This is a genomic window from Nocardiopsis sp. EMB25, from assembly GCF_026797795.1.
GTDB classification, from domain to species: Bacteria; Actinomycetota; Actinomycetes; order Streptosporangiales; family Streptosporangiaceae; genus Nocardiopsis; species Nocardiopsis lucentensis.
In genome coordinates, this window is record NZ_JAMTDN010000001.1 from 5,598,001 (window position 1) to 5,610,465 (window position 12,465).

General features: G+C 68.4%; 14 protein-coding genes. 8 read left to right on the forward strand and 6 right to left on the reverse strand.

What is annotated here, in order from left to right:
- Window positions 1-13: 13 nt before the first annotated feature.
- The 5 genes from KIK06_RS24860 to KIK06_RS24880 form a co-directional block, all read right to left on the reverse strand.
- Window positions 14-1,813, reverse strand: a complete 1,800-nt coding sequence (locus KIK06_RS24860; protein ID WP_268645333.1) for a hypothetical protein — start codon at window positions 1,811-1,813, stop codon at window positions 14-16.
- The gene (locus KIK06_RS24865) at window positions 1,810-2,145 is read right to left on the reverse strand and encodes a hypothetical protein (protein ID WP_268645334.1); all 336 of its coding nucleotides are present in this window, start codon (window positions 2,143-2,145) and stop codon (window positions 1,810-1,812) included. Before KIK06_RS24865 ends, KIK06_RS24860 begins: the two co-directional genes overlap by 4 nt.
- A 184-nt stretch (window positions 2,146-2,329) precedes the next feature.
- Entirely contained in the window at window positions 2,330-3,154 is an 825-nt protein-coding gene (locus tag KIK06_RS24870) for a sigma-70 family RNA polymerase sigma factor (protein ID WP_268645335.1), read from the reverse strand.
- 404 nt (window positions 3,155-3,558) lie between these two features.
- Complete coding sequence (locus KIK06_RS24875) at window positions 3,559-3,753, reverse strand: DUF397 domain-containing protein (protein WP_268645336.1); 195 nt, start codon at window positions 3,751-3,753, stop codon at window positions 3,559-3,561.
- On the reverse strand, window positions 3,750-4,604 hold the full coding sequence (locus KIK06_RS24880) for a helix-turn-helix domain-containing protein (protein ID WP_268645337.1): 855 nt from the start codon (window positions 4,602-4,604) through the stop codon (window positions 3,750-3,752). The genes KIK06_RS24875 and KIK06_RS24880 overlap by 4 nt, the downstream gene beginning before the upstream one ends.
- A 182-nt stretch (window positions 4,605-4,786) precedes the next feature.
- On the opposite strand from KIK06_RS24880, the gene KIK06_RS24885 reads away from it, so the two are divergent.
- From KIK06_RS24885 to KIK06_RS24920, 8 genes are all read left to right on the forward strand, one after another.
- Window positions 4,787-5,047, forward strand: a complete 261-nt coding sequence (locus tag KIK06_RS24885; protein WP_268645338.1) for a hypothetical protein — start codon at window positions 4,787-4,789, stop codon at window positions 5,045-5,047.
- A complete protein-coding gene (locus KIK06_RS24890; RefSeq protein WP_268645339.1) occupies window positions 5,044-5,241 on the forward strand; it encodes a hypothetical protein in 198 nt (65 codons plus the stop codon). Before KIK06_RS24885 ends, KIK06_RS24890 begins: the two co-directional genes overlap by 4 nt.
- Window positions 5,238-5,489 (forward strand): hypothetical protein, encoded by a 252-nt coding sequence (locus KIK06_RS24895; RefSeq protein WP_268645340.1) that lies wholly within the window; start codon window positions 5,238-5,240, stop codon window positions 5,487-5,489. Before KIK06_RS24890 ends, KIK06_RS24895 begins: the two co-directional genes overlap by 4 nt.
- 105 nt (window positions 5,490-5,594) lie before the next feature.
- Entirely contained in the window at window positions 5,595-6,566 is a 972-nt protein-coding gene (locus tag KIK06_RS24900) for a TauD/TfdA family dioxygenase (RefSeq protein ID WP_268645341.1), read from the forward strand.
- Between the two features lie 65 nt (window positions 6,567-6,631).
- Window positions 6,632-7,681 carry a hypothetical protein gene (locus KIK06_RS24905; RefSeq protein ID WP_268645342.1) on the forward strand — a complete coding sequence of 350 codons (1,050 nt, stop codon included), beginning with the start codon at window positions 6,632-6,634 and terminating at the stop codon, window positions 7,679-7,681.
- 16 nt (window positions 7,682-7,697) lie between these two features.
- A complete protein-coding gene (locus KIK06_RS24910) occupies window positions 7,698-8,726 on the forward strand; it encodes an amino acid--tRNA ligase-related protein (protein ID WP_268645343.1) in 1,029 nt (342 codons plus the stop codon).
- Entirely contained in the window at window positions 8,723-9,679 is a 957-nt protein-coding gene (locus KIK06_RS24915) for a phosphotransferase (RefSeq protein ID WP_268645344.1), read from the forward strand. Before KIK06_RS24910 ends, KIK06_RS24915 begins: the two co-directional genes overlap by 4 nt.
- A 2-nt stretch (window positions 9,680-9,681) precedes the next feature.
- Complete coding sequence (locus KIK06_RS24920; protein ID WP_268645345.1) at window positions 9,682-10,623, forward strand: phosphotransferase; 942 nt, start codon at window positions 9,682-9,684, stop codon at window positions 10,621-10,623.
- A gap of 211 nt (window positions 10,624-10,834) precedes the next feature.
- On the opposite strand, the gene KIK06_RS24925 is transcribed toward KIK06_RS24920, so the two are convergent.
- Entirely contained in the window at window positions 10,835-12,070 is a 1,236-nt protein-coding gene (locus KIK06_RS24925) for an MFS transporter (protein WP_268645346.1), read from the reverse strand.
- Between the last annotated feature and the right edge of the window lie 395 nt (window positions 12,071-12,465).

Consider the following 12,465-nt stretch of genomic DNA (forward strand, 5'->3'; position numbering starts at 1 on the left):
CGTCGGATGATCACTACGAGTCCCGCTTGGGGCGCGGGAACAGCCCGTACTGCTTCCACATGCGCTTGGGGTTGGGGAACAGGGGCCGCTGTCCCTTGACGTGCGCGGGCCGCCTCGGCTCACGCTGCTGCCTCGCCCACGCATCACCCACCCGCTCCGGGGCGCGGCGTCCGGGCACCCGCACCGGGGGCGGGGTCGGCAGCACCCCCTGGCGCCACCGCCGCACCGGCCCCGCAGCCGTAGACGGAGCGGGCGGCCCCGGTGTCGGGCGGCCGAACAGCACCTGCTGGCCGGTCCTCGGTGATCCGGGTATCCGCCCTTCTTCCAGGGCATGACGCGCGGGGACACGCGGCCCCACACGGGGGTCGGGAACCGGTGGGAGCGCACGAGGTCCCAGCAGGCCCGGCGTTCCGGGCGGGCCACCGTGGGAGCGAGGACCGGACGGACCCCCGCCCGGACCTGGGAGAGCAGCCCGGGGTCCGGGAAGGGCCCCGATGGGTTCGGGTGCCTCGTGCCGGGGGCGGTACCACCACGCCTGCGGCCGCAACGGCTGCACACCCTTGGGCGGGCCCGGGGTGTAGCGGGGCAGTTTCCTGCCCGGGGTGCGGCTCGGCCAGCCCAGGTGGGGCCATTTCAGTCCGAGGTTGAGCCCGTGGGTGAACACACCGGGCATGCGCAGGTTGCCCAGGGAGCGGAAGGCCAGCATCCACGCCAGGTTCCGCAGCAGGGCGGCGATCGGTGAACTCCCCGGATGGGTCGGCTCCCAGATCAGCCTCTTCACCCAGACGGGGATCCTGATCTGCGTGTACAGCAGCACCAGAAGCAGCATGATCTGCATCAGCCAGTCCGCACCGCCCACGTCGTCGGCGCTGTCGGAGGTGGGGTGCAGGGAGCCGAAGAGGGTCATCTGCCCTTCGAAGAAGAGCCGCATCATCGTGATGAACACCAACGACTGGGCGATCGGGATCGCGCACAGCCCCGCCATCAACTTCCACCACAGCTCGGCGATCCGGTTGGTCTGCGGCAGCGCGTGGAAGGCCAACAGCACCGGCGCGGCGACCACCAGCACGATGACGGTGCAGATGCGCACCGCCTCGGTGACCATCCACACCACCAGCAGCACGACCGCGACCACCAACAGCAGGATGGTGAAGACCACCGCCTCGGCCAGCAGCACGTCCAGGCGGTCCCGGAAGTTGGCCGCCGCCTCGCGGGCGTTGATGCCGTCGGCGCCGATGGCGGCCGCCACGCCGTTGGACAGGCGCACGATCTCCGTGGACATCCACAGCGAGGAGTTCGCGGCGACGAACGCGAACACGATGCGGGGCAGGATCTCCCCGACCGAGTAGCGGTCCTGGAAGGTGCGGTACCCCATGACCACCAGACCGCCCGCCACCACCAACAGCACGAACAGGACGTTGGCCGTGGTGAGGATCCCGGCGTGCAGACCCTTCATCCCCTCGGACGGCAGCGGGGTGTGGAACGCCTTCTCCGCGAGCCACCCCAGAGCGGGGTTCAGGCCGGAGACGACGAAGTCGGCGAACCAGTTGGACACATGGCAGCCAGGATCGACCAGGCCGCAGTCGAAGACGTCCCCGTCGGCCCCCGTACCGGTGGTGTCCTGGCCATCCTGTTGGCGGGGATCCTCGGGAGGCGGCTGCGGGTCGTCGGTGATCTCCCGCTCCGGTTCAGGCGCGGGCGGCGGCGCGGGTTCGGGTTCAAGGGTGGGGTCCTCAGGCGGTTCCCCCGGCTCCGCGGTAGGAGCGGGAACGAGGTCATCGACGTCGTACGGAGCCTGTGTGGTGGGGGTCACTGGCCGCCCCCGCCCACGGCCACGACCCACTTCAGGACGTCCATCAACACGGTGGCCAGGACCGCGATCCCGTACCCGATCGCCGCCCCGGACAGGGCGCGCTTGGCTCCATCGATCTGTCCCGGGTCGCCGTTGGCGACCAGCCACCGCACCCCCGCGATCGACAGGAACAGCGTCCCCAACGCGCTGGCGAGGGCGATGAGGACCAACCGCACCCGGTCCACCACCTGCCGCAACTGGGCGGTGGACTGCCCCGCGCCGGTGGCCTCTCCTTCGCCCTCGCTCTCGGTGTTGGTCTCAGAAGCCCACACCCACGAGGCATCCTCGCCCACCGCCACCCACCACACAGCCACAGCCGCAGCGGCCAAACCCGCCACTGCCCACCGCCACCGGGCCCTGCGCGCTGACGTGCCTGTATCCCTCGTCCCCACCTGAACCCCTCCAGCCGTCACACCCTGGCGGGGGAACCAGACACCACCGGTGTCGCGGCAGGGTCTGGTTCCCGAAATCAACCTCCTAGGAAGCCACCGGCCAGGGCCGATGCGACAACGGGTGCCCGGATTTCATCGACACGACCTCGGCGGGCGGCGTCCGGTCGACACCAGCGGTGTCCAGGAGTGCGTCACCGACGGCGACCTCACCCGCGTGTACGGCCGCCACCAGGCGTTCCTCGGCGCGCTCGCGCCGCTTCGCGCACGCCTTGTAGGACACGCCCAGCTCGTCAGCGACCTGGGCCAACGAGACCTTCTCCAGGCGGGTACGGGCGATCAGTTGGGCTTGGGGAGCCGAGAGCACCCCCACCCGTACCGCGGCGATCAACAACAGGTCGGGGTTGCCCACGGCGTCCCTATCGCTGACGATCCGCTGGCTCGGGTCGCCAGTCGGGGCGGGTGCCTCCCTCTCGCGTCGGCGTGCCGAGAGCGCGGCGCGGTGGGCGGGGCGGGTCAGGTACCAGGCGAGGCGGGCGTAGTCGGTGTTGATGGTGCGGACCTGGCGGATCGTCTCGGCCAGGATCGCGGATTCCACTTCCCGGGCAGACCCCTGGGGCAGGCCCCGGCAGGCTCGTCGGGCGGCAGTCCGCAGCGCGGGCATGCACAGACCGAGGGCTCCGACCATCCAGTCCTGGGACCGCCGCGCGGCGCGGATGGTGTGTCGCCACACATGGTCACGCACGTCGTAGGGCGTGCCTTCGGTCATCAGCACCTCGCGCAGCTCGAACAGCGAGTAGGCGCGGTCCTGAAGCCAGGGGTGGATCTCGCTTCCGTGCAGGGTCAGGTGGGTGGGTGAGAGCCGGACGAACTCGGTCTCGACGACGGCGAGCGGTGACGATGCGCAGGCCATGAGCGCCCCCTCGGGTGCCGGTGCGGATGGACACCCACACCCCAAACCCAGCGGGTCCCAGGGATTACTCAGTCCGCTCCCCGACCGTGCTCAGGGACTACTCCGGGCGCGCTCACGAAGGTAAAGATTCGGCCAAGCGGACGGGAGCGCATGAGGCACTATCAGGCTCTCTACCTGCGAACACGCCCGCGTGAGTAAGGGTTGAGAGCGGTCGGTGAGCGTTCTCGCGCAGGGATTTTCGAAGCTCCGGGCGGTCACGGTGAGTGGGGGCGGCGAGGCTCGGTGGGGCACGCGGCCGTTGGCTCTGGCCTGTCAACGACGCCCCAACGGGTAGCTCGCTGAAGAACGTGCTTGCCCCCGCCACCAGATCTGGCGAGGGGCAATCGTGGTCTTTGTGCTGAGAGTTAGCGCGTCACGGCCGCCAGGAGCATGGTCCACTCGGAGCGGTCGAACGCCAAGGCACCCAGCGCACGGTTCTGGGTGTCGCGAATCGCACGGTCCACGCCGATCTCGCCAACCTCGACGCATGCCCGCTCGCCGCCGCTGTAGCTGGCCTTGCGCCACCCTTCGGCGATCGCACCAGGACGGTTGTGAATCATCTGCGCATTCCTTTCGCTATGTGGCTGATCATCTGTTCTGACCGGGTTGGATCAAGTGCCCGGCGCCAGAGATCATCCCAAGCTGCACGGTAGTGGCCTGTCTCCTGCGGGCGGTCAAGGTACAGCTCGCCTGCCAGACCCTCCACGTACACCGTGGCGGGTTCGTCATCGCGCCCAGGGAGAGCGGGAAAGTCCAGGAGGATAAACGCTCCCCCGGGAAGCGCCTGGTAGATGGGGGCCGCCAGCGGCATCACCCGCAGCGTGACGCGGTTGGAACGCCCCAGCTTGATCAGGTGTTCCAGTTGGGCCGCCATCACACCCGGCCCGCCGACAGGCCGACGCAGGGCAGCCTCGCCGACGACTACGCGAAGGTCGGGAGCACCGACAATACGGTTCAGGATGCCCTGACGTCCCATCCGGAGCTGGAGACGACGGTCGATCTCGCCCGGTTCGGCGTCGGGGTCGGCGGTGGTGATCATCGTGCGCGCGTAGGCGTCGGTCTGCGCCAGACCCGGGATGATGTTCGGATCGTGCCAGCAGATCCGCGCCGCTGTGGCCTCCAGGCCGAGATAGGCGCCGAAGGTGTCGGGGATGGCGTCCTCGTAGGAGGACCACCAACTGTCCTTCGAGGCGCGCGCCATCCCCTCAAGCGCCGCACGCAGTTGCTCCGGTGCGGAGTACACCTCGCACAGAACTGCGATGTCCGCTTTTCGCGGACGCCCGGCTTTGCCCGCTTCCAGGCGTGACAGCTTGGACGGGCTCATGTCGGCGGACTCAGCAGCCTGCGCGAGGGTGAGTCCCACCTGAGTGCGCATGTCCTTGAGATGGCGTCCGATCTGCCGTCGGGACACGCCGCCGGTCGTCTCGTTTGTGCTGGTCAGTGCGTTTCACCTCCATTCGTTCCTTGTTTGCGTGCGAACCGCAAACAAAACATTGCGGTTCGCACGCAACATTTGCGAAAACCGTCACGGCACACACTATCGAATCCACGGATTACCGAATAATGATCTGCTCAAATCACCCAGAGGTCACCGTGAAAGCAGGAATCACCCACATCTCACCAGGTGATAACGGACTCACCTCAGGCGAGGCAACCGCCCTGATCAGACTCCGTGAGGCTCACCCCGCGTGGCTGATCCGACGCTCGTTCGACAGCGGCCCCCGGTGGATCGCCTACCACCTTCCGGCCGGAGCCGAGGAGCCCGACGACGTCATCCTCGCCGACACCGTCGAGGTACTCGGTGTCCGGTTGCACCAGTCCCAGCACCGGCACCGGGAGGTGGTGGTGCCATGACCGCGTGGACGGACACGCTCGCGTCCCAGCTCAAGCGCGGAGACATCGTGCTCATGCACCCCGGACACATCCGTGTGGTGACTGCGGTGTGCGCCCGCCTCGACGGCGCCCTGGACATGCGCCTCGGCTCGACCTGGTACCGGGTCGCCCCCGACAGGATGTTCCCCGTCGACCGGAAAGAGCCCCAGTCGTGAGCCCACCGCAGACCTCCACCCCGCGCGTGGTCTACCTCGGCCACTGCACCTGGCTCATCGACGGTCACCGCGGCCACTGGGGAGCCTCCTACCGCTACTTGACCCGCGACTGCGGGTTCTACCACTCCCAGGCCAACCGCACGCTCGTCCAGGCGATGCTGGCCAACCGTCTCCCCGAGGAGGTATCGGGCGGGAGGTCCGCCGCCAGCTCGCTTTCGACCACGGAGCAGGACGCTGCCCTGGGGTAGGGCGTGTACCTCCTCCAACTCGACGTCGCTTCCCACACCGGTCCGGAGACGGTGCCCCGAAGGCGACATCACCATCGTCACCCTCTTTCTGAAAGGAGCCCAGTCGTGAGCCTGCCCGTCGTGGAGGTGGACATCGACCACGCCCTCCTGCTGGCCCAGGTCGCCCGTGACCTGGACACCGGTCCCACTGCCCACAGCACTGTGCTCGCCGAAGCGGGCGCAGCCGCTGTGGGCTGTCTGCCCATGTCGCTGCTGCGAGCCCTACACCAGATCGCGACCGTCCCCTCGTTGGGCGGAGTGCTGCTGGTGCGCGGGCTGCTGCCCTCCTCCCTCCTGACCGACCTGGAACCCACCCCTTCCACCGCCCTGCCCGGGCCGCTGGGCCCGGCGGCCCGGGCAGCGGGCCTTGCCCTGCTCACCGCGATGACCCCCCTCGGGGCCCCGTTCACGTTCGCGTCCCTGTACGAGGGGCGACTGGTGCAGCACGTCGTTCCGGTCCCGGGAGAGGAGGAGGCCCAGACCAGCACCGGTAGCGACTCCCTGCTGTCCGCGCACGTGGAGGACGCCTTCACCGAACAACGGTGCGATGCCTTCGGCCTGCTGTGTCTGCGCGGCCACCCCGGCGCCGCCACCACCGTCTCCCGCGCGGTGGATCTGCGCCTGGACCGTGAGGTCGAGCAGGTACTGCGCGAGCCGCGTTGGCGGATCGCCCCCGACCTCGCCCATGGCACCGCGCAGCGTTGCGCTCCCGCCCGCCCGGTACTCACCGGTCCCGCCGACGACCCGGCGATCTGTTATGACGCCCTCTACCAGCACCCCGCCGACGACGGTGACACCGAGGCCATGACCGCTTGGAAGGCGTTCGGTGCGGAGCTGGAGCGTGTCGCGCTCGCGCACGTCCTGGAACCCGGGGAGCTGCTGGTGGTGGACAACCGCCGCGTCGTGCACGGTCGCACCCGATTCACCCCCCGCTTCGACGGCACCGACCGGTGGCTGCTGCGCGCCATGGTCACCGCTGACCGGCGCACCCACCGTGCCGCGGGCTCCCCGCGTGCCTTGACCGAGGTGAGCGCCTGATGACCCTCACCCCCCTGGCGCCACCTACCCCGCCAGGTCCAGCCGCCCCTGCCGCACCAGCACCGGTGCACGCCTTCGATGAGTTCTCCCCTCTGTGCGAGGTCGTGGTCGGCCGAATCGAGGGCGGCCAGCTTCCCACGATCCGAGACCGGTCCCGGTGGCTCAACCTCTACCCCGACCAGCCCACCCAGGCGGGCACCCCCGCAGGGAGACTCGACGAGCGGGTGGTCGCCGAGACCGCCGAGGATCTCGACGACCTCGCCCAAACCCTGTGCGGCTTGGGCGTGAGGGTGCATCGGCCCGCCCTGGTCGACCACACCGTCCGGTTCGCCACCCCCGACTGGGCCGCCGACGGGTTCTACTCCTACTGCCCCCGCGACCTGGTCCTGGTCGCCGGGACGACCCTGATCGAGACCCCCTCGCCCATGCGCGCCCGCTTCTTCGAGACCCGCGCTCTGGCGCCGCTGTTCCAGGCCAAGATGCGTGCCGGTGCGGCGTGGATCAGCGCCCCCAAACCGTGCCTGAGCGACGAGCTGTATCCGTTGGGCCCCGACGGTCTCCCCACTCTGGGCGAGGCCGAGCCAGCCTTCGAGGCCGCCAACATTCTGCGGTGCGGTCGCGACCTGTTCTACCTGGTCTCGGGCTCGGGAAACGAGCAGGGCCGACGGTGGCTGGAGACCACCCTGGCCGCTCTCGGGCAGGACTTCAGGGTCCACGCGCTGCGCGGGGTCTACCGGGGCACCCACATCGACTCCACGATCTGTCTGCTGCGGCCGGGCCTGGTGCTGCTCAACCCCTCTCGGGTGTGCCCGGAGACCATCCCCGACCTGCTGCGCGGTTGGGACGTCGTCTGGTGCCCACCCATGACCGGCCGCCCCACCCCATCCGGGGCGTTCCCCCTCAGCTCGGAGTGGATCGGTATGAACCTGCTCATGGCCGCCCCCGACCTCGCCCTGGTCGACTCCGAGCAGAGCGCGCTCATCCGCGAACTCGAACGGCACCGCATCCAGGTCGCTCCCGTGCGGTTGCGGCACGCCCGAACCCTGGGCGGCGGCGTGCACTGCACCACTCTCGACCTGGTGCGCGCCGCTCCCTGCGTCGACTACTTCGCCTGACTTCTCGGAGGCCCATGTGACCACCCCACGCCTCGCCGACCGGTACCGCCAACTGCGCACGGACCCCGCCGCTCGCCGCACGCTCTACGCGCGCGCCGCCACCCTGGCCGCGGTGCGCACCACCCTGACCCGCGCTGGGCACATCGAGATCGACACCCCTCTGCTCCAGCGTGCCAGGCGCTTTCACCCGGGCCGGTCCTTCAGGACCCACCCCCACCACCTGCCTCCCACCACCTACCTACGCAGCAGCACTCTGCACCTACGTGGCATGCTCACCGCCGGGGTGGAGCGCGTCTACGAGGTCGGCCGCCGCTTCCGCGACGAACCCTCCGACGCCACCCACCTGCCCGAACACACCCTGGTCGAGATCTACCGCGCCCACGCCACCTACGAGGACATGGCCGAGCTGGTACGGGAGTTGTTCGTGGCAGCCGCCCTCGCCGCCCTGGGCACCACCCGCCTGAAGGTGGCCGACGGCACCGGCATCGACCTGGCCGATGATCCCGAACATCTGAGCATCCACCAGGCCCTCAGCTGCGCCACCGGTACCGAGGTCACCCCCGGTACCGACCTGGACCACCTGCGTGATCTCGCCGACGCCCATGACGTCACGCTCGGTCCCCAGGCCAGCGCCGACCTCGCACTGCTGGACCTCTACGAGCACCTGGCCGAACCTCACCTGATGGCACCGACCCTGGTGACCGGCTTCCCGGCCGGCCAGTCCCCCCTGGCCAAGGCACACCCGGACGACGATCGCCTCGCCCAGAAGTGGGACCTGGTCATCGGCGGGGTGGAGATGGCCACCTCCTACACCGAACTCGTCGACCCAGCCGAGCTGGCTGCTCGCCTCACCCCGCCCACCGACGGCTCACCGCCTCCCATCGAGGCCGCGGGTCTGGACGAGGACTTCGTGGAGGTGTTCGCCAGCTCGCACACCACCATGCCCCCGGCTGCCGGGCTGTGCATCGGAGCCGACCGGCTCGTGCAACTGCTCACCGGAGCTCCCACCGTGCACGACGCCCTGCCCTTCGGGGGCGCCTGGTGAAGCCCCGCCTGCACCCGCGCGTCGTCGAACGAGTCCTCCGCCATGCCTGCGACCGTCTGGACCTGGGCATGGTGGAGCGGTGGTCTGGCATCACCGTCGGCTTCGAGGACAGCACCGTGATGCTCACCACCACCCACGCCCCCCACGAGTACGTGGTGAAGATCTTCTCCGCCGACCGCGCGCACCTGGCCCCTCGCACCGCCACCGTGATCCAGGCCGCCCAACGAGTCGGGGCGACCCACCCCTACCTGTACGCCGCCCCTGACGGCCAGGTCGCGCACATCGCCCCCGACGGCCTGGCGTACCTGCTCATGGACCGCGTCCAGGGACCCGACCTCTACACCCTGGGACGGCCACCCTCTCCCACCGAGCTGGTACAGCTCATCGCCCAGATCGCTCGCCTGCACACCCTGGACGTGGCGGTGGAACCGGTGACCGACCCCTGGGCGATTCCTCACCTGGCCGCCACCGCTCAGGTCGTCGACCGCTACCTCGACACCGCCCACCGTCCCCTGGTGCAAGCCGCGCTGCACGCCATAGCTCAAGTGGACACCGCCGCTTTGCCCCACGCGTTCATCCACGGCGACCTCACCCAGGGCAACGTGCTGATCGACGACCGCGGCCGGGTCGTGGTCATCGACTACGCCGTCGCCACCCGCCACCCCCGCATCCAGGAACTGGCGGTGGCCGCCGCCAACCTCACCGCTGGCGACTCCCTCCCGCTCCCCGAGCGGCTCGCCGCCCTGGCCACCGCCTACGAGCAGCACCACCGCCTCACCGATGCCGAACACGCCGCCCTTCCCGCCTACGGCCTGGCCGCGGCCGCTATGGAGTACCTGGGTGCCCTGCGCGCCCACCACCTGGAGAAAAACCAGGACGAGGAGACGTCGCACCTGCTACAGATCGGACGGACCAGCATGAGCCAAGCCGCCCAAGCCCTCACCCGGAGGTGATCGTGTCCGCAGCCGTGCCCCGCCTGGGCTGGGACCAACTCCCCGCCCACCTGCGCCAGACCTTCACCACCGACATGGGCGGCTCCGTCACCGACGAGCACCGCCAGAGTGGCGGCTTCTCTCCCGGCATGGCCTCCCGGTTGACCCTCTCCAACGGCCGACGGGTGTTCGTCAAGGCCATTCACCCCGACCGCGACCCTCGCGCGGTGGAGCTGTACCGGCGCGAGATCCGGATCGCCGCCGCCCTCCCCGCTGGCCTGCCCGCCCCTGAACTGTTGTGGACCTACGACCAAGACGACTGGGTCGCGCTGGCCTTCGCTGACATCGACGGCCGCCACCCCGCCGAGCCCTGGGGTACGGACGACCTGGACCGGGTGGTGGACGCCCTGGCCGTGCTGGCCGACCAGCTCACCCCCAGCCCCGTGGCCACCGTGTCGCTGATCGAGGACCTGGCCGAGAACTTCTCCTCCTGGCGCCGCCTGGCCGCCACTCCACGGGCACCGGAACTGGACCAGCTCCCCGCCTGGGCCCACCAGAACCTGGACCTGCTCGCCCACCTGGAAGCCGGATGGGAGAAGGGCGCCAGCGGCGCCACCCTGGTCCATTCCGATCTGAGAGCGGACAACCTCCTGCTCACCCCGGAGCGGGTGTGGGTGATCGACTGGCCTTACGCCGCCACCGGCGCTGCGTACATGGACCTGCTGTTGCTCCTGCCCTCGGTGGCGGCGGGCGGCGTCGACCCCGAACCCGTCTGGCGAAGGTATGGTCCGGCGAACGAAGCGGACGCCGACTCGGTCAACGCCGTGCTTGCCGCCATCGCTGGTGACCATCTCACCCAGTCGCAGCGGCCCGCCCCGCCCAACATTCCGACCCTGCGCGCCCACCAGCGGGCCAAGGGTGAGGCCGCGCTGGCATGGCTGCGCACCCGACTGAAAGACGGTTGAGCAGGCCTTTCCCGGTAGCACTAGGCTGCCCGCGTCATCGGCCTGGGGGAGAAGGGTCGCACGTGCGGGCCTGAAAGAGCACGGATCTGATCATGGTCGAAGAGGTCAGTTAGAGGATCTTGTAGTCCTCGAAAGCGTGCTCCAGAAGGTTTCAGCCGTCCACAGGTGGTCTCGTCAGGGCCACAACTCTATGGAGAGGGTGCGAGCATCCTCAGCGGCGGAGTTCGCTGTTATGGCGCGCGAGGGAACGGGCGACGCTCGGGATTGCGAGAAAGCTGGCAGTAACTATCATTGCGGCGACCCAGAAGGGAGCACGGATACCCCACGCCTCAGCGAGGAAACCCCCAACGAGGGAACCCAGGGGAAGCCCAACCCCCAATGCGAGGAGGCCGATGATGCTGTTGACTCGGGACATCATTGCGTCCGGAACGATCATCTGGCGCAGCGACTGGAGTAGAACATTGGCCGTGATCCCCGCGAAGGCGTTGAGTGCCAGCATCAGGCACACCACGTAGGCGTTGCTGGTGAGCGCGAGGACCACAAACACCGGTACTGTGACCAGGACACAGGCTGTGAAAAGCACGTGTGCTGGGATGCGACGGCGGAGCTGCCTGCCGAGAACACCGCCCAACAGAGCGCCAATTCCGGAGGCAGCGAGGACCAGACCGTAGACGCTCTGCCCTAGGCCCAGAACCTGCAGAACGTAGAGAACTAGGACGGACTGGGTGAGAGCTTGGGTGAGGTTGACGACCGTAACGAGAGCACTGATGTTGCGTACGACGCTGTGCCGAGCGAGCCAGGACACTCCCTGAGTGATGTCGCTCCAGAGGGAGTGCTGGGCGGTTGACTTCGGATTCTCAGGGGGCTTGAGCGCCAGGCCAACCAGGACAGCAGCGAGGAGGAAGGTTCCCCCGTTGGCCAGGAACGGGAGGACCATGCCGACCGCGAACAGCAGACTGCCTAGTGGTGGACCGAGAAAGGTGCTGATCAGCATCCGCGCGGTCATGATCCGCGAGTTGGCCGCCGCCAGATTCTCACGGGCCACCACAGTCGGGATCATTGCCTGGGCGGAGGTGTCGAAGAAGGTCTGCCCCACACCCAAGAGGAACGCGGTTACGCAGAGAGCAGGGATCGTGGAGCCGTCGGTGGCGACGACGAGTACCAGACCCAGGACCGCTGCAGCCCGGAAAGCGTCCGAGACCCACATGACCGTCTTGCGATCACGGCGATCTCCCACAGCACCACTAATCAGGGATACCAGCAGCCAGGGCAGTTGGCCAGAGAACGCCACCAGCGCGATGGCGCGGGGATCCGAGGAGACGGCTGCGGCCATCAGCGGGAACGCAGCCAGCCGAATACCGTCTCCCAGAGTCGAGACCATGGAGACGAGCCACAGGATAGAGAAATTTCTTCCCAAACCTGACTTGTTTTGTACGCTAAAAACCACTTAACCGTCCTTACTGGACATCGAACACCCGGAAGATCCTGTCAGGTTCAGGCAAGAGGAACCACGGGGAGCGCCATGGACCGTTGCCATATTGCTGGGGGCCCGACCACACACCGCGTGATACAAGCTCACGTGCCCCCGCAAACCTCACCAGCATGCGTGTGACGCTGCAAGGTTCTTGTGGATGATTGTCCACAGCTGTCAGCAGAAGATGGTCGGAGGAGAAGGATAACGGTCGGGCGCCGACGACCATGACCACCGTATCCCTGACATCCTCACTTTGATAGGGAAGCACTGTCAGATTCTGGACGTGAAAACCATTCATCCCTCCATGGCCGGTCAGATGAGAGGTGACAGACACATCCTGGAATGTTTGTCCTCGACTGAGCGGAACC

Bases quoted from the DNA above. Each gene is read 5' to 3' on its own strand.
- KIK06_RS24870 (WP_268645335.1), bottom strand. From the start codon at position 3,154: ATGGCCTGCGCATCGTCACCGCTCGCCGTCGTCGAGACCGAGTTCGTC.
- KIK06_RS24875 (WP_268645336.1), bottom strand. From the start codon at position 3,753: ATGATTCACAACCGTCCTGGTGCGATCGCCGAAGGGTGGCGCAAGGCC.
- KIK06_RS24890 (WP_268645339.1), top strand. From the start codon at position 5,044: ATGACCGCGTGGACGGACACGCTCGCGTCCCAGCTCAAGCGCGGAGAC.